Here is a 15,233-nt window from a genome sequence, read left to right as displayed (position 1 = left end):
TAAGAATGATTTTTCGGTGTTTTCACATTATTTACTTAAAGTAATAGTATACAGATAGTTAATAAAAAATTTGGGGGCTGTTGTTAAGACTATTTTTTACAAGTTCATCATTCTTTTTGCTATTTCAATTGCTGTAACGTCAGTTACAACAAAAATGGCAATGGCAGATGCTAACTTTGAAAAATGGAAACAAGAGTTCAAAACTGAGGCGCTCGAACAGGGAATTAAAGCCAGTTTTTTAGAACGCTCCTTAGCTGGGCTTAAGCTCGATCCTGATGTTATTAAGCTTGATAATAGTCAGCCTGAATTCACTCGTAGTATCTGGGACTACCTCAATAACGCTACTTCTGATTCCCGAATTAAGAAGGGCAGAAGTTTGATGAAAAAATACGATGCCTTATTTGATTTAGTAGAAGACAAGTACGGTGTTCAACGAGAAATTATTCTTGCGATCTGGGCGCTGGAAAGTGATTTTGGGCGCAATTACGGCAATAAAAATGTAATTCGATCCTTGGCGACTCTGGCTTATGCAAGCGTCTCTAAAAAGCGAACTGAGTTTGCGCGCAAAGAACTACTGATTAGCCTTAAAATAGTGCAAAGTTTCAAAATTCATACTAAAGATCTAGTGGGTTCCTGGGCAGGTGCGATGGGGCAGCCGCAGTTTATGCCTAGTTCCTATCTAAAGTACGCAGTGGATCAAAACGCCGACGGCATCATTGACTTGTGGCAAACAGTGCCTGATGTTGTTGGTTCAATCGCACATTTTCTTGCAGAAGCTGGTTGGAGAAAAGATGAAAGCTGGGGGGTAGAAGTCACAATTCCTAGCAAGTTTGATTGGCGTTTGAATAGTGCATCCTACGAGCTTAGGTTCGAGCAATGGCAAGATTTGAATGTAACTCAAATAAATGGCAAAGATTTTCCGTATCCATTAAGACAGGCCTCGCTGTTTATTCCAGCTGGGCAGTTTGGCCCTAAGTTTTTGGTCACGCATAACTTTGAAGTGATTAAGCGATATAATAATTCTTCCAGTTATGCGTTAGCGGTGGCGCAATTAAGTCGACTATTAGCTACAGGTGAAAAAATTCAGGCATCTTGGCCAGTAAACGACAAAGCACTGAGTCGCTATGAAGTTGAAGAAATTCAGATGCGTTTGAATCTGGAAGGCTATAGTCCAGGACTGGCAGATGGCAAGATCGGGATTAAAACCAGAGAAGCCATCAGGGCGTGGCAAGTTGAGCAAGGTTATGCCGGAGATGGCTATGCTAATATGCACTTACTGAGATTATTGAGGCAATTATCTAGTGGTCAAAAACCATTGCCGATTAAATAAAGCAGTATAATCAATAAGCATAGGCTAAAATAGCGCAAAAAAAGAAACACACCGTTTAGTGTGGTAACAGAAAACGGCCAGTAATAAGGCATAAAACGACATAACAGATGTGAGAGATCGAGGGAGAATCGAATGAGAAAACTACACGCGATAACAATCGCGGCGTCGGTTTGTGCTCCGGTTATAGCTAGTACTCCGGTAATGGGTGCGACAAAAATATACGGTGAATTGCATGCTTCTTTTGATAAGCTTGATGCAGATTCTTCGGCAGTTTCCAATGCAGATACCTTATCCTTAAATAGCAGCGTACTGGGGGTAAAAGGTTTACAGAATGTAAACAAGAATCTCAATTTCATTTACAATTTTGAAGTAGGTTTTCAAAGTGACCGTGGCGTCGAATCAACCGCTGAAGGTCTGGTGAATAGTAACAAGGATTTGATAGAAAATAGAAATCAGGTCATAGGGCTAGCGGGTAAATTCGGCGCAGTTATCGTAGGTCGATACGATACGCCTTTTAAAACACTGGGCGCTAAAGCAGATTTATTTTGGCATTCACAATTGGGGCAAAATCGTAATCTGACAAACCCGTCACAATGGGACCTTCGTGCAGATAGAATTGTCGTTTATCAAACGCCTAGACTTGATGGATTTCAAGGCACGGTTGCGTACTCCAGTGATATTGGTGATGCCGCTGATAGTTCAGCATTTAGCGCTAATGGAATTTATAAAATAGGTGATTTCAGAGTAGGTGCCGCCTACGAAAGGCAAGATCTGGACAATGTTAATGCCGAGCCCAATGCGATTCGATTAATGACAAGATATCAGAAAGGCCCTTTGACAGTTGTTGGTTTTTATCAGAATGAAAACAATGAAACCGAAGAGACGGGAATTGCCGATGCTACTGTATTTGGTGTGGGTGCGTCTTATCGAATCGGCAAAGGAAAAATTAAAGGTCAGTACTACTCACGTGATGTAAGTGGTACTAGCAATGATCCAGACTTAATAGCGATTGGTTATGACTATCGTATAGCCAAGAAAACTGATGTATATGCACAGTTTGCACGCGTAACAGAAGGTTATCGTTTGGGTGGTGCAGATCATGGTGCCGGTGTTTATTCAACGACTTCAGGGGATGCAGATGGCGTTTCTTTAGGAGTACGTTATAAGTTCTAAGTTCTTTATTTTAAGTGTGCTTAGGCTTAGTCCAGAATCAGAGTATTTTGAAATACAAGATTAAAAACCATAACAAAAATATTAAGTAACATATTTGGGAATATATTAAAGCACAATAAAAAGAACAATAAAAAAGCACTCAATAGAGTGCTTTTTTATTGTTCAAGAAATAGTGACTATTCTATTAGCGTATATATTTTCGAATTCTTTGTGCGACTTCTTCTGGGTCAATGCCTCTTCGAATAGGAATATTAACGCGCTTAGGGTTAGTTGGTAGAAGACGCACAACTTCAGATTTATCTTGTCGTCTTACTTTGTTTAGATTCAGAAACTCTCTTTTTAAGTCGCCTTCAACCAGGAATTGAGCGTCTTTGATAAGGAAAAAACCATTAGAGATCTTTCTGATTTTTAAGCCAGCAAAATTAACGGTAACGGTTGTATTTGCACACGCTTCTTCAATTAGGTCGGTATTATTAGGTGGTCCGTATTCTACGCACTCTTTGCTTGTGTAACTTAACCGGTTTTGGTTAATGGTTACGTTGTTAGCATCTAGCGCTGCAGCTAAGTAAGCCTGATCAACAGATTCAGGAGAACCTTGTTGTGGTTGTCCTTGATAAGGTGCAGCAGCAGGTGCTGCAGTAGGAATTGAGCATAATTTAGTGACTTGCTCGTGTGTAAAACCTTTTTGTAAATAGAATTCAATATCAGCTTTGCTACAACCACTGGCTAGTAGTTCGGTGCTAAAGAATAATGAGAAAACGGCTAGCAATGCTGCTGTGGTTTTAGTGCTTAACTTTGTGTGAAACAAAGGTTTCATAGGTGCTCCATATATGTTTTTAATCTTACAACTTAAACTGTTTCGAATTAGTCAGGAGTATAAACGATAAAGTTCCATTCTGTCTTTTTACTCTTGTCCTACTCTTGTTTCGCTCTTGTCTTGTTCGTGTCCTGCTCATGTCACTGCTGGTTGTGATATTGACCCGAGTGATTAGGCATTGAAGTTTATGTCGATCATAAACTGATCGGACATTTCTTCCAGGATATCCTGAACCTCATTCGTGGAAATATTAGCCGGTAGTCCTAACGTTAACTCAGCACAGAATAAGATTTCTCCTGACATACTGGCTTCTCTGATGTGACTTTCCAGTTCTTCTATATTGACTTCCAGCTTCGCTAGTTGCTGTGTAATGTCATGAATTATTCCAGGACGATCCTGGCCTAATAATTCAAGTTTAAGAATTTTTTCAGGTTTGTTTACGTCACTATTGGCCTGTTCAATATGAATTTTGAAGGTATCTGTTTCAAGTGCATTGATAGCTTGAGTCAATGGTTCAAGATTTTCAGTTGGTAGAGAAATCTGAAGCAGACCAGCGAATTTGCCCGCAAGATGAGCCATACGGCTCTCAGTCCAGCTAGCGCCGAATTTATTAATGGTTTCGGAAAGCGCTGTTACCAAGCCAGGTTTGTCTGGTCCGAGGATGGTTATGATTAGTGAAACCTGCATGTTTTCTCCTTGCAATAAATGTGAAACGTAGTGGTTATTTTTAATCGGACGTTATCACAAAGTTTTTGGTTTTGCCTGATATAACGCATAGATAGTAAATATAATTAGATGCAGATGCTCCTACTTACAGGCGTTGAATAAAAAAGGCCTGTAAGTAGGGGGGTGTCAAAGCATCTATAACACAGCGAAAAATGATCAATTACGCATCACTTTTATTGAGGACAGATACATTGATATCAACGCAATCTTTAATTGTATTCGAGATGGCGCATTTATGTGAAGCGCGCTCAACGGATGCAACTCTTTTTTCAGGGAGTTCCGGCCAGTATATTTTCATGGAGATGGTTTTAAAGCGTGTAGGATCGCTGTGATAATCCCATTCTAAATGAGTGACAATGTTTTCAATAGGAACATCCATGCGTAAAGCATAATGATCTAATACGGCAAAAGTACAGCGCCCTAATGCTGTAACAAACATCGCTAAAGCACTATATCGAGGGACTTTATTTTCTAACTGAATATCCAGTCCATCTTCATCAAAGCGCGATAATCTAAGCTCCGTTTGCCCTAAAACCTGAATAATCATGCAAGTTCTTTAACGGCAGCGAGTACTTCATCTGCGTGTCCTTTTACTTTTACTTTATCCCAGTGTTGTCTTAGCACACCTTCTTTATCGATCAGGAAAGTGCTTCGCACAATACCCATATATTCTTTGCCAAAAGTCTTCTTTAGTTGCCAAACACCAAAGTGCTCACATACGTCAGTATCGATGTCAGAGATTAATTCAAAAGGAAATGCTTGCTTCGCTTTAAAATTGTCGTGGCGTTTCATGCTGTCTTTAGAAACACCAAAAATTTCAGTGTCATGTGATTTAAACGTGTCATATAAATCACGGAAATCCTGACCTTCAGTGGTACAGCCAGGAGTGCTGTCTTTAGGGTAGAAATAAATAACCAGATTCGATTTACCTTTGTAATCCGATAACTTGAAGTGTAGATCCGAAGTGGCTGGTGCTTCAAAGTCTGGGACTGTTTCCCCGACGACTAACGACGATGTTTTTTCAGTCATGATAATTCCTGTTTGAATAAGTTTTAGAAGTTACTTAGAAATGATTTATAAGTGAAACTATAAAAGAGTATTTTAACCATGCTTTAAATAAAATGCATAATTCCCTTAGCGTTAATTTCCGTTTTTATGTCTCCTAAGACTCTTTAAATGCTTGAATAAAAAAATTAATACGCTAATTCATGCACTTGTCATATTTTTGTTCTATAAATTAACAAGTGTTTAAGGAATTCGATCCCGCTAACTCCTCCTTATTCAAAATACTCACTCATTCATGGAATTATTATTATGAAGAAATCTTTGTTTTCTAAAACTTCGTCCGCTTTGTTTACAACACTCGCCGCTTCTATTTTTATGGCTTCTTCAGCAATGGCAGAAGACTGCCCACATGGTGATTTAGATGAACGTTTTTGCGATAGAGATGGTGATTTGGTGGCAGATGCTCCAACAGACTCATCCAAATGGCTTGACCCAGATACATTAATTTTTGCCTACACTCCAGTAGAAGATCCTGCTGTATACAAAGAAGCATGGGCTGACTTTCTTGCTTATATGGAAAAAACCACTGGCAAAAAAGTTGTGTTCTTCCCTGTGCAATCAAATGCAGCTCAAATAGAAGCGATGCGTTCAGGTCGATTACATATAGCTGGTTTTAATACAGGCTCAAATCCTCTTGCGGTTAACTGTTCTGGTTATCACCCATTCACAATCATGGCTGGGGCTGATGGTAGTTTCGGTTATGAGATGGAAATAATCACCCATCCGGGTAGTGGCATCGAAAAGGTTGAAGATATCAAAGGCAAAACGCTGGCGTTTACTTCTCCTACGTCAAACTCTGGTTTCAAAGCTCCATCGGCGTTACTTAAAAAAGAATTTAATATGATTGCGGATCGTGACTTTACTCCTGCTTATTCAGGTAAGCATGATAATTCAATATTGGGTGTTGCGAATAAAGACTACCCAGCAGCGTCTATTGCGAACTCTGTTAAAAAACGTATGTTGAAAAGAGACGTGGTTAAGGAAGATCAACTCAAGACAATTTACAAATCACAAACGTTCCCAACGACCAGTTATGGTTATGCTTACAATCTCAAGCCTGAATTGGCAGCAAATATCGTCAAAACGTTTGAAACATTCCCTTGGGATAATGCTGATGGCACACCTAGCTCACTGAAAGTTGAGTTTTCTAAAAATGGCGAAGCCAAATTCATTCCAATCACTTACAAAGAGCATTGGTCAGTTATTCGTACCATCGATTCTGCCAACGAAGTTTCTTACGCGTGTAAATAAACAATCTTGTTTTTTTATCGAAGAGCTTCTTTTATCTTAAAGAAGCTCTTTTGTTTATGTGATGAAAATTTACAGTGAAATAAAGGAACGTAAATGCTCCAGCTACAAAATCTAGGAAAGAGTTATAAGACCGGTGATGATGCGCTTAAAGGCGTTAATTTAGAAATACCTGATGGCCAAATTGTGGGTTTGATTGGTCCTTCAGGCGCAGGAAAAAGTACCTTGATTCGTTGTGTGAATCGCCTGGTTGAGCCTACTACGGGCAAAGTGATTCTAAACGGCGTGGATGTAACAACGCTTTCTGCAGGTGGCTTGCGTAAAGAGCGCCGTAAAATGGGTATGATCTTTCAGGAATATGCGCTGGTCGATCGGCTTACTATTATGGAAAACGTACTCTCGGGTCGATTGGGTTATGTGGGATTCTGGAAAAGTTTTCTGCGTAAATATCCTCAATCTGATATTGATGAAGCCTTTCGTTTACTGGAGCGGGTAGGGCTAGATCACATGGTGGATAAACGTGCCGATGAATTATCTGGCGGTCAAAAGCAACGCGTCGGCATAGCCCGAGCTTTGATTCAGGATCCTGAGGTTTTATTGATCGACGAGCCTACAGCGTCACTTGATCCGAAAACGTCCCGTCAAATCATGCGACTCATCGCTGAATTATGTAAAGAGAGAAACCTTTCCACCATCGTTAATATTCACGATGTTGCCTTGGCGCAAATGTATGTTGAAAGAATTGTTGGCTTGCAGCTGGGTGAAATCGTATTCGATGGCCCGCCTGAGGGTTTAACGCCAGATGTGTTGACTCAAATCTATGGCGAAGAAGATTGGGAAGCAACCATTGACGAAGTTAGCGATGACGTTGATGATGACATAGATGAAGGTGGTATTGATTCGGCAAAGAATACGGATAAAGTCGCTAAAGTTATCACCGAAGCAGTGAGTGCTCCATGAGCACGGCTTCACCCTCAAAAACATGGAAACGTCCTCCATTAATCAAAGATACGAAGTTACGTTATGGTTTGCTGTTATTCGTCATCGTATATTTTATTGCGGCCTTTTTTTCCTACGAGGTTAACTGGGCACGTGTATACGAAGGTTTAGATCGCGGCTGGGAATTCATCAAAGCATTCAGTAACCCCGATTTTGTCACGCGCTGGAAAGATATATCCGCAGGCATTTGGGAAAGCATTGTCATTACAGTGACCTCAACGGTTGTGGGAATTATATTAGCGATACCTATTGCGCTCGGGGCGGCGAGTAATCTTGCGCCGAAACCAGTGTATCTTTTCTGTCGTGGCATAATTGCGGTTGCCAGAGCGTTGCACGAAATTATTGTGGCGATTTTGATGGTGGCTATTTTTGGTTTTGGTCCACTGGCTGGTTTTATCACCTTGGCATTTTCAACCATTGGCTTTATCGCAAAACTACTCGCTGAAGATATTGAAAATATCAGCAAACCACAGGCAGAAGCCGTTAAGTCAACCGGTTCTGGTTGGTGGCAATGGATTAATTACGCGATACAACCACAGGTGATGCCGCGCCTGATCGGTTTATCTATTTATCGTGTTGATATCAATTTCAGGAGTTCGTCTATTTTAGGTCTGGTGGGCGCGGGTGGCGTAGGGGCAACGCTCAATACGGCGTTTGATCGCTATGAGTTTGATACCGCTGCAGCAATTATCATTATGATTATTGCGATAGTGTTAGTGCTTGAATATGTCTCAAGCTTTATTCGAGCAAAGGTGCAGTAGCATGGGGAATAAAAAATGCCAGTAATTACCAAAGGCGAATTAAAAGTCTGGCAACGCCGAGACCGTGCTAAGCAATTAAAAATCTGGGCGATGTGGTTTGTGGGTGTCGCGATATTTATGTTCTGCTGGAAAATTATTTCCGATGCGACAACCTGGTTTTTCGTGTTTGATGCGCCAAGAATTGCTGCCGATATTGGTGGTAGAGCCTGGCCACCACGCTGGGAGTATCTCTCTGAATTATGGAAGCCAATGTGGGATACGATAAATATCGCAACATTAGGTACGCTTCTGGCCATTATCATGGGGGTGCCAGTGGCATTTCTGGCGGCAAACAACACTACGCCGAGTAGGAAGTTTTTACGTCCATTTGCGCTGTTAATTATCGTCTCAACACGTTCGATTAACTCATTGGTTTGGGCGCTGTTATTGGTGTCTATTATCGGTCCGGGAATTTTTGCAGGTACCTTAGCGATTGCGATTCGCTCCATTGGCTTTGTTGCGAAGCTGCTTTATGAGGCAATTGAAGAGATTGACACCACTCAGGTAGAGGCGATTCAGGCAACGGGTGCGAGTAAGCTGCAAGTGATTGCTTATGGTATCGTGCCACAAATCATGCCTGCGTTTGCGGGTTTAAGTGTGTTTCGTTGGGATATCAATATTCGTGAATCTACCATTCTTGGTTTAGTTGGCGCGGGCGGTATCGGTTTATACCTTCAATCATCCTTAAATATATTGGCGTGGCCACAAGTTACGGTAATTCTAATAATGATATTGATTGCGGTTTTAATTAGTGAGTGGGTTTCATCAAAAGTACGTTTAGCGATTATTTGATGGTATTTGCTTTAAGGCAAAAAAGCTTTAAGGCACCCCCCACCTTTCAGGCACTTTTTTAGTTAGTATTTTCTAATAACTTAAATGGTTCATGTAGTAGGTGGGTTGTGCGCCTTCATGGGTAAATAGCGTTTTTAAAATATTGTCTTCGCTACTTTCGTGCTTTTGTTGTTCTATTTGATGGGAATAGATGCCTTCTTTTATAAACAGAGAATCGATACCAAAATCATTCGCACCTTTAACATCGGTTTGTAAACCATCGCCGATCATGAGTATTCTGCTTTTGGGTGTTCCATCTAATTTGTCGAAACATACATCGTAAATCTGAGAATAGGGTTTGCCCGTGTAATGAACAATACCGCCGAGTTTTTCGTAGAATTTGGCGATAGCACCTGCGGATATGCCAAGCACACCTTTGCGGATTGCCACAAGGTCGGGGTTTGCGCAAATCATCGCTAGTTGTTTTTGGGCTGCCTTGAGTAATAGAGACTTGTGTGAACTTGCGTCAGTTTGGTTGCCTTCAACGCCTGTATTTAAAATAAAATCTGCGTTATTTATATCACTGACTAACTCCAGGTCAAGGTCATCTAACAATCCCATGCTTCTGGATGGCCCAAGGTAAAAGCAACGATTGCCTGAGATTTCATAACTGTTGGTTAGCCCAGTGTCTTTTGGCCGTTTTAAATTTTGCCAAACTAATTCGCCAGAACTTAAACTGAAATCATAACAACTGTTGTCGATGCCAGACTTTAGAAGCTCCTGATTAAACGTATTCGTTCTTCTGGCAGCATTAGAGAGAATAACTACGTTTTTGCCATTTTTTTTAAGTGATTTAAGGCAATTAACAGCATCAGTGAAGGCCATACCACCATCATGCAAAACTCCCCAGGCATCAATCAAAAACACATCATAGTGTTTCGAAAGTGTTTGCAGATTGTTGATCTTTTGAGTCATGAGGGTAGGTGGTAATGTACCGGTTTAGTTTTGCAAAACCAGTTCTCTTATCTCAGCGGTTTGTAAATGAGTCAGTGATCGGTGAGTGGATGCCGGAACTTTACTAAAAGCAGTTTGTAATATCTGCAAAGCATCGCCGTGAGAAACCAGTAAAAACACTTCATCTTTGAAGTTTGTTTCTAAGGTAGCGATAAATGAGGTGGTTCTTTCTAATACCGCATCAGTACTTTCTACATTGTTGTTATTATGCGCTGAATCTTGCAAATCCATGTCCCAGACGTTCTGGTAGAAGCTATTGTCTTTTAATTCATGATCACCGAAAAAACGTTCTCTCAATAATGGGGAAAATTGAATTTCGCGTTCAGCTTGAAGTAATTGACGTGCAATCTGTGCGGACTCAGCTGTACGTAAAAAATCTGAACTGATAATTCTGGTTTTATTGTTGAGTGTGTTGAATGCTTCAATACTGTCTCGAATTTGTTTTTGACCTGTTTCGCTCAGACCGTAATCCTTAATGCCATTTTCAGGCGAGCTTACAATCAGATCTTTCTGGTTTGCGACACTTTCGCCGTGGCGCAAAGCAAAGTACTGATTATTGAGTGTATTTAAAGTAGTTAGGTGATTCATTCGATATTGTATTTAAGAGTAGGGGAGTAAAGACACCCCCCTACTTATAGGCACTTTTTTATCAAAGTGCTATTTCTTGATCGTTTTATTTAAATGCTTTAGCGGCATTACGAATTAATGTTTCAGTGGTATCCCAATCGATACAGGCATCTGTAATTGAAACACCGTATTCTAATTGAGAAAGATCTTCCTGCATTTTCTGATTACCCCAGTTGATGTTGCTCTCAATCATCATGCCGACTATTGATGAATGACCGTTGAGTCGTTGATCAATACAGTAATTAAAAACCGTCGCTTGATTGGCTGGGTCTTTATTAGAGTTTTCATGGCTACAATCAATCACTAAGTTCTTAGGTAGATTTAACGCTGCTAATTTTTCTTCGCAGTCTTTAATTACCTCTAAATCATAGTTAGGCTTGCCGCCGCCACCACGCAATACGATGTGCCCATAAGAATTTCCTTTAGTGCGAACAATCGCAACTTGGCCTTGACGATTAATGCCTAGAAAACTATGCGGACTGGTAACGGCCTGCAATGCATCTGTCGCAACCTTTAAGCTGCCATCGGTGCCATTTTTGAAGCCGACTGGGCATGATAATCCGCTGGCCATTTCTCTGTGTGTCTGAGATTCGGTGGTGCGTGCGCCGATAGCACTCCAGCTAATCAAATCAGCGAGGTATTGAGGGCTTATGGGGTCTAAAGCTTCGGTAGCAATGGGTAAACCAATTTCAGCTAATTCAATCATTAATTCACGCGCTTGGATTAGCCCGGTTTTGATATCAAAGGTTCCATCTAAATGAGGATCGTTGATCAAGCCTTTCCAGCCTGTGGTTGTACGAGGTTTTTCAAAATACACACGCATTACAAGAAAGATACTATCCGATACTTCATCTGCGAGTTTTTTAAGTCTATTCGCATAATCAATGGCAGCTTTAGGGTCATGAATAGAGCACGGACCAACCACGACAAATAAACGATCGTCTTTACCATCGAGAATGTTCTCAAGAGTTTTACGGTGTTGGGTGATGGAGTCTTGCAGTTCTGCAGAAAGAGGAATTTGCTCTTTAATTTCAGCAGGCGTTAGTAGGATCTCGGTGGATTCAATATTAAGGTTTTCTGTATTTGTAGGCATAACTATTATCTTATCTGTATGTGTGTTGAGTCGAATTTTGAGCGTAATTTAACATAGATATAGATAAAAGCAGTTATCTCGTATTTAAAACCTAATTAATTGCATAAAAAAGTGCCTGAAAGGTGGGGGGGTGGCCTAAAATAAACGCAATGTATTCAAAAATTGAGGAATCTGCTCTTGAACGATAAAAACCGCTGCGGTTGGGCTCAAGGTAGCCAATTAGAAAAAGATTATCATGATAATGAATGGGGAGTACCTGTTCACGATGATCAATTACTCTTTGAATTTTTAAATCTGGAAAGTGCGCAAGCCGGTTTGAGTTGGGTCACAATTTTAAATAAGCGCGAGAACTATAAAACTGCATTTGATAACTTCCATATTGAAACGGTGTCTAAATATGATGAGGCAAAAATCGCTGAACTTTTAGATAACCCGGGAATCGTAAGAAACAAGCTTAAAGTCAATGCCACTGTCAATAATGCAAACCGCGTTATGGAAGTACAAAAAGAGTTTGGTAGCTTTGACGCCTATATCTGGCAATTTGTAGATGGCAAACCATTGGTCAATCAATGGAAGGATATGAGCGAAGTGCCATCTAGCACAGCGTTATCTGATGCGATGAGTAAAGATTTAAAGAAGAGGGGGTTTAAGTTTATCGGCACCACAATTTGCTATGCCTATATGCAGGCATCGGGCATGGTGAATGATCACGTTACCGATTGTTTTTGCTATAACAAAAATAGTTAAGTTTGTGATGAGGTTTATGCGATCAGATATAAGCCTAGCTTGAGAATTTCAAGTGAGCTTTGCGCTTGTGTTTCGATTAATGGCGCATTAGACTGCATGCGATAAACAGAACACTATTTTGAATGTGGTTTTTTTGTTCAGCTATTTTGGTTCGACTTTTTTTGAGGTCAGTCAATGACTTTACATTCAATTAACGAGAAGAGTATTTAAGATGTTTCAGGGAAGTATGGTTGCTCTGGCTACGCCGATGACAGCAACAGGTGATTTAGATAAGTCTGCATTAGAAGCCTTGGTCGGTTTTCATCTAGATGCAGGAACGGATGCTATTGTGGCAATGGGTACAACAGCAGAATCTGCAACGTTCTCACATGAAGAGCACCGTGCGGCTGTGAAAATGATCATTGCCTTGGTTGCGGGTAAAATTCCGGTTATCGCTGGTACTGGTTCTAATAGTACCGTTGAAGCACTTGAGTTAACCAAAGCCGCTAAAGAAGATGGCGCGGATGCGGTTTTACTGGTTACTCCTTATTACAATAAACCTCCTCAAGAAGGTTTGTTTCAGCATCATAAACTTATCGCAGAAAAAGTTGCGATTCCTCAGTTGCTATACAATGTACCTGGTCGTACTTCTGTCGATATGCTGCCAGAGACGGTAGAGCGTTTATCTGATATTTCAAATATTGTTGCTATTAAAGAAGCAACGGGTGATCTGGATCGTGCTAAAGAAATCATCAAACGTTGTGGCGATAGAATCGATGTAATCAGTGGTGATGATGGCACTGCCATGGAACTGATTCTTGCCGGTGGTAAAGGTGATATTTCAGTTACGGCTAATGTGGCGCCTGCATTAATGCATCAAATGTGTAAAGCAGCGTTGGCAGGTGATCGTAAAGCGGCAGAAGAGATTAACAATAAGTTAATTCCACTTCATACCAAGCTTTTTGTAGAAGCTAATCCAATTCCAGTAAAGTGGTTAATGCATAAAATGGGCTATGGAAGTAATACGATGCGTTTACCGCTTGTGCCACTTTCTGAAGAGTTTTACCCAGAAGTTACGGCAGCAGCTGCCGCAGCTGGTATAGAAATTTAATTTTTAGTTTAAACAGTATTTGTTAAGCGTGTTGTTCGACAAGAGCGTGTCTGACAGAATAGTTTTATAATGAGGAATCAATGAGTAAATTACACTTTGGCATAATTAACAACGTTATTAAATTTGCGTTATTGTTATTTGTTATTTCTGGCATAACCGCTTGCAGTACTATTAATAGTGCCGCTGATAAAGTTACTAGTCTAGTTACAGGTAAGAAAGCAGTAGCGCGTCATGAAAATAATAAGTCGGTTAAGGATTTGGAATTTCCACCTGATTTGACTGCTCCTGAATTTGATAGAGCGTTTGACTTGCCAACGGGAACGGTAACCGCTTCCTCATTAAATAGTTTAACCACTACGCCAACCTATACCAATACTTCAACTGTTCCAGCGCAAACAACTGCTGCAGTAGCAAAGCCGCGTTCTGCAAGTTTTTCTACCATCAAGAAGCAAGGCAACGATACTTATCTTCAGATTAATGACAAGTATGAAAGAGCTTTGTTATTAACAGAGATTATTCTCGAAAGAATGCAGTTTCAAGTAGTTAATAAAATGCTGGCAACCGGTGAACTGAATGTCCGTTATCAAGGTAATGACCCGGCTTTGGTGAAGGGGGGTAATTATCGAGTATCTGTTATTAATGCTCAGGGTGTTCCGCTGGTGCGTATAGCTAAAACTGAAGGCATCGTTTTAACTACCGCGCAGCACGCTCAAATAATATCGCTACTGAATAAAGAATTTAATAAATAAGAGGAATCTTCCTCTTTGATATCCAGACTCTAATCACCAGGTTTAATTAAAATAGAATGATTCGTTTTGCATCGCTCGGAAGTGGTAGTAAGGGTAATGCAACTCTCATTGAGTCTGGTGTAAAAGAGTCGGATACTCGAATTCTGCTTGATTGTGGTTTCTCCACGAAAGAAGTAGAAAGCAGGTTGGCGAAACTGGATCGTACCGCAGAATCCATCACTGCCATTGTTATTACACATGAGCATTCCGATCACATAATTGGCGTCGGAAGATTGGCTCGCAAATATAAAATCCCTGTTTGGTTGACTCATGGTACCTGGGATAATTCCAAAGACACTGATTTCCCCGAAACTCATTTCATTAATTCGCATGAAGACTTCGAGATCGACGATATCTTTCTTCATCCATTTCCTGTGCCGCATGATGCGAGGGAGCCTTGTCAGTTTGTTTTCTCTGACGGTGTTTCTAAATTAGGTATCGCCACTGACCTTGGTAGTATTACGCCACATGTCATTGAGCAACTAGATAATGTCGATGGTTTATTACTCGAATGCAATTACGATAGTTATATGTTGCACAATGGTGCTTATCCGCAAAAATTAAAACAAAGGGTTTCGGGTAATAGAGGGCATCTTGATAATAAACAGTCAGTCCAGTTATTGCAGAGTCTCAAAGTAGATAAGCTCAAGCATATTATTGGTATGCATGTGAGCGAAAAGAATAATACAGAGGACTATGCAATCGAAGCGCTTTGCGATGGTTTGAATTGCGAAGCAGGGGCGGTTTCATTGGCTTCGCAGGTAGATGGTTTTGCCTGGCGCGAGCTTGGTTAAAAATCAAAATTACCTTTGTATTCATTTAATTTGAATTAATAGTGAATTAGTTATTGACTCAAAAATGGATGTGCCTATAATGCGCCGCTCTGACAGATTAGGTCGCTGTAAAGTGTTTTAATTTGTTGGGAATTTTGTTTGAATTGTTAAG

At 40.5% G+C, this 15,233-nt stretch carries 17 protein-coding genes; 10 read left to right on the top strand and 7 right to left on the bottom strand.

The genetic code is table 11. The features are described 5' to 3' along the window. The first annotated feature begins 160 nt into the window (after positions 1-160). Entirely contained in the window at positions 161-1,330 is a 1,170-nt protein-coding gene (locus tag OO007_RS17675) for a lytic murein transglycosylase (protein ID WP_325809802.1), read from the top strand. A gap of 132 nt (positions 1,331-1,462) precedes the next feature. Continuing rightward, complete coding sequence (locus OO007_RS17670; protein ID WP_325809801.1) at positions 1,463-2,503, top strand: porin; 1,041 nt, start codon at positions 1,463-1,465, stop codon at positions 2,501-2,503. Positions 2,504-2,687: 184 nt separating this feature from the next. Here the strand turns inward: OO007_RS17670 and OO007_RS17665 are convergent, their stop codons facing one another. From OO007_RS17665 to bcp, 4 genes are all read right to left on the bottom strand, one after another. Then, positions 2,688-3,320: a hypothetical protein gene (locus OO007_RS17665; RefSeq protein WP_131903841.1), complete on the bottom strand. Its 633-nt coding sequence runs from the start codon at positions 3,318-3,320 to the stop codon at positions 2,688-2,690. Positions 3,321-3,491: 171 nt separating this feature from the next. Continuing rightward, positions 3,492-4,007: a glycine cleavage system protein R gene (locus tag OO007_RS17660; RefSeq protein ID WP_131903840.1), complete on the bottom strand. Its 516-nt coding sequence runs from the start codon at positions 4,005-4,007 to the stop codon at positions 3,492-3,494. Positions 4,008-4,206: 199 nt separating this feature from the next. After that, complete coding sequence (locus OO007_RS17655; protein WP_325809800.1) at positions 4,207-4,593, bottom strand: OsmC family protein; 387 nt, start codon at positions 4,591-4,593, stop codon at positions 4,207-4,209. Continuing rightward, the gene (gene bcp / locus OO007_RS17650) at positions 4,590-5,075 is read right to left on the bottom strand and encodes a thioredoxin-dependent thiol peroxidase (protein WP_325809799.1); all 486 of its coding nucleotides are present in this window, start codon (positions 5,073-5,075) and stop codon (positions 4,590-4,592) included. The genes OO007_RS17655 and bcp overlap by 4 nt, the downstream gene beginning before the upstream one ends. A 285-nt stretch (positions 5,076-5,360) precedes the next feature. Here bcp and phnD point away from each other — a divergent pair, with 285 nt between their 5' ends. The 4 genes from phnD (at position 5,361) to phnE (OO007_RS17630) (ending at position 8,950) form a co-directional block, all read left to right on the top strand. Continuing rightward, positions 5,361-6,362, top strand: a complete 1,002-nt coding sequence (gene phnD / locus OO007_RS17645) for a phosphate/phosphite/phosphonate ABC transporter substrate-binding protein (protein WP_325809798.1) — start codon at positions 5,361-5,363, stop codon at positions 6,360-6,362. A gap of 93 nt (positions 6,363-6,455) precedes the next feature. Further along, entirely contained in the window at positions 6,456-7,319 is an 864-nt protein-coding gene (phnC, locus tag OO007_RS17640; RefSeq protein ID WP_325809797.1) for a phosphonate ABC transporter ATP-binding protein, read from the top strand. Continuing rightward, entirely contained in the window at positions 7,316-8,119 is an 804-nt protein-coding gene (gene phnE / locus OO007_RS17635; RefSeq protein WP_325809796.1) for a phosphonate ABC transporter, permease protein PhnE, read from the top strand. The genes phnC and phnE (OO007_RS17635) overlap by 4 nt, the downstream gene beginning before the upstream one ends. Before the next feature lie 15 nt (positions 8,120-8,134). Further along, on the top strand, positions 8,135-8,950 hold the full coding sequence (gene phnE / locus OO007_RS17630; protein ID WP_325809795.1) for a phosphonate ABC transporter, permease protein PhnE: 816 nt from the start codon (positions 8,135-8,137) through the stop codon (positions 8,948-8,950). A 72-nt stretch (positions 8,951-9,022) separates the two neighbouring features. On the opposite strand, the gene OO007_RS17625 is transcribed toward phnE (OO007_RS17630), so the two are convergent. The 3 genes from OO007_RS17625 to OO007_RS17615 form a co-directional block, all read right to left on the bottom strand. After that, positions 9,023-9,904, bottom strand: coding sequence for a TIGR01459 family HAD-type hydrolase (locus OO007_RS17625; RefSeq protein ID WP_325809794.1), 882 nt, complete (start codon positions 9,902-9,904; stop codon positions 9,023-9,025). 24 nt (positions 9,905-9,928) lie between these two features. Further along, positions 9,929-10,531 carry a histidine phosphatase family protein gene (locus tag OO007_RS17620; protein WP_325809793.1) on the bottom strand — a complete coding sequence of 201 codons (603 nt, stop codon included), beginning with the start codon at positions 10,529-10,531 and terminating at the stop codon, positions 9,929-9,931. A gap of 85 nt (positions 10,532-10,616) precedes the next feature. After that, a complete protein-coding gene (locus OO007_RS17615; protein ID WP_131903831.1) occupies positions 10,617-11,663 on the bottom strand; it encodes a 3-deoxy-7-phosphoheptulonate synthase in 1,047 nt (348 codons plus the stop codon). A gap of 177 nt (positions 11,664-11,840) precedes the next feature. Here OO007_RS17615 and OO007_RS17610 point away from each other — a divergent pair, with 177 nt between their 5' ends. The 4 genes from OO007_RS17610 to OO007_RS17595 all read left to right on the top strand — a co-directional run bounded on the left by OO007_RS17610 (position 11,841) and on the right by OO007_RS17595 (position 15,082). Then, positions 11,841-12,410: a DNA-3-methyladenine glycosylase I gene (locus OO007_RS17610; protein WP_325809792.1), complete on the top strand. Its 570-nt coding sequence runs from the start codon at positions 11,841-11,843 to the stop codon at positions 12,408-12,410. Between the two features lie 211 nt (positions 12,411-12,621). Further along, on the top strand, positions 12,622-13,500 hold the full coding sequence (gene dapA, locus OO007_RS17605; protein WP_131903827.1) for a 4-hydroxy-tetrahydrodipicolinate synthase: 879 nt from the start codon (positions 12,622-12,624) through the stop codon (positions 13,498-13,500). Positions 13,501-13,580: 80 nt separating this feature from the next. After that, a complete protein-coding gene (locus OO007_RS17600; RefSeq protein WP_325809791.1) occupies positions 13,581-14,249 on the top strand; it encodes a hypothetical protein in 669 nt (222 codons plus the stop codon). Between the two features lie 56 nt (positions 14,250-14,305). Next, positions 14,306-15,082 carry an MBL fold metallo-hydrolase gene (locus OO007_RS17595; RefSeq protein ID WP_325809790.1) on the top strand — a complete coding sequence of 259 codons (777 nt, stop codon included), beginning with the start codon at positions 14,306-14,308 and terminating at the stop codon, positions 15,080-15,082. Positions 15,083-15,233 lie beyond the last annotated feature (151 nt).

This window comes from Cocleimonas sp. KMM 6892, assembly GCF_035798195.1.
Classification (GTDB): Bacteria; Pseudomonadota; Gammaproteobacteria; order Thiotrichales; family Thiotrichaceae; genus Cocleimonas; species Cocleimonas flava.
The sequence above is the reverse complement of the archived record's forward strand: the minus strand, read 5'-3'. Positions and strand labels throughout refer to the sequence as shown.

What these genes read in the sequence shown, in the direction of transcription:
- OO007_RS17675 (WP_325809802.1), top strand. Translation starts at nt 161, where the DNA reads ATGGCAGATGCTAACTTTGAAAAATGGAAACAAGAGTTCAAAACTGAG.
- OO007_RS17670 (WP_325809801.1), top strand. Translation starts at nt 1,463, where the DNA reads ATGAGAAAACTACACGCGATAACAATCGCGGCGTCGGTTTGTGCTCCG.
- OO007_RS17665 (WP_131903841.1), bottom strand. Translation starts at nt 3,320, where the DNA reads ATGAAACCTTTGTTTCACACAAAGTTAAGCACTAAAACCACAGCAGCA.
- OO007_RS17660 (WP_131903840.1), bottom strand. Translation starts at nt 4,007, where the DNA reads ATGCAGGTTTCACTAATCATAACCATCCTCGGACCAGACAAACCTGGC.
- OO007_RS17655 (WP_325809800.1), bottom strand. Translation starts at nt 4,593, where the DNA reads ATGATTATTCAGGTTTTAGGGCAAACGGAGCTTAGATTATCGCGCTTT.
- bcp (WP_325809799.1), bottom strand. Translation starts at nt 5,075, where the DNA reads ATGACTGAAAAAACATCGTCGTTAGTCGTCGGGGAAACAGTCCCAGAC.
- phnD (WP_325809798.1), top strand. Translation starts at nt 5,361, where the DNA reads ATGAAGAAATCTTTGTTTTCTAAAACTTCGTCCGCTTTGTTTACAACA.
- phnC (WP_325809797.1), top strand. Translation starts at nt 6,456, where the DNA reads ATGCTCCAGCTACAAAATCTAGGAAAGAGTTATAAGACCGGTGATGAT.
- phnE (WP_325809796.1), top strand. Translation starts at nt 7,316, where the DNA reads ATGAGCACGGCTTCACCCTCAAAAACATGGAAACGTCCTCCATTAATC.
- phnE (WP_325809795.1), top strand. Translation starts at nt 8,135, where the DNA reads ATGCCAGTAATTACCAAAGGCGAATTAAAAGTCTGGCAACGCCGAGAC.
- OO007_RS17625 (WP_325809794.1), bottom strand. Translation starts at nt 9,904, where the DNA reads ATGACTCAAAAGATCAACAATCTGCAAACACTTTCGAAACACTATGAT.
- OO007_RS17620 (WP_325809793.1), bottom strand. Translation starts at nt 10,531, where the DNA reads ATGAATCACCTAACTACTTTAAATACACTCAATAATCAGTACTTTGCT.
- OO007_RS17615 (WP_131903831.1), bottom strand. Translation starts at nt 11,663, where the DNA reads ATGCCTACAAATACAGAAAACCTTAATATTGAATCCACCGAGATCCTA.
- dapA (WP_131903827.1), top strand. Translation starts at nt 12,622, where the DNA reads ATGTTTCAGGGAAGTATGGTTGCTCTGGCTACGCCGATGACAGCAACA.
- OO007_RS17600 (WP_325809791.1), top strand. Translation starts at nt 13,581, where the DNA reads ATGAGTAAATTACACTTTGGCATAATTAACAACGTTATTAAATTTGCG.
- OO007_RS17595 (WP_325809790.1), top strand. Translation starts at nt 14,306, where the DNA reads ATGATTCGTTTTGCATCGCTCGGAAGTGGTAGTAAGGGTAATGCAACT.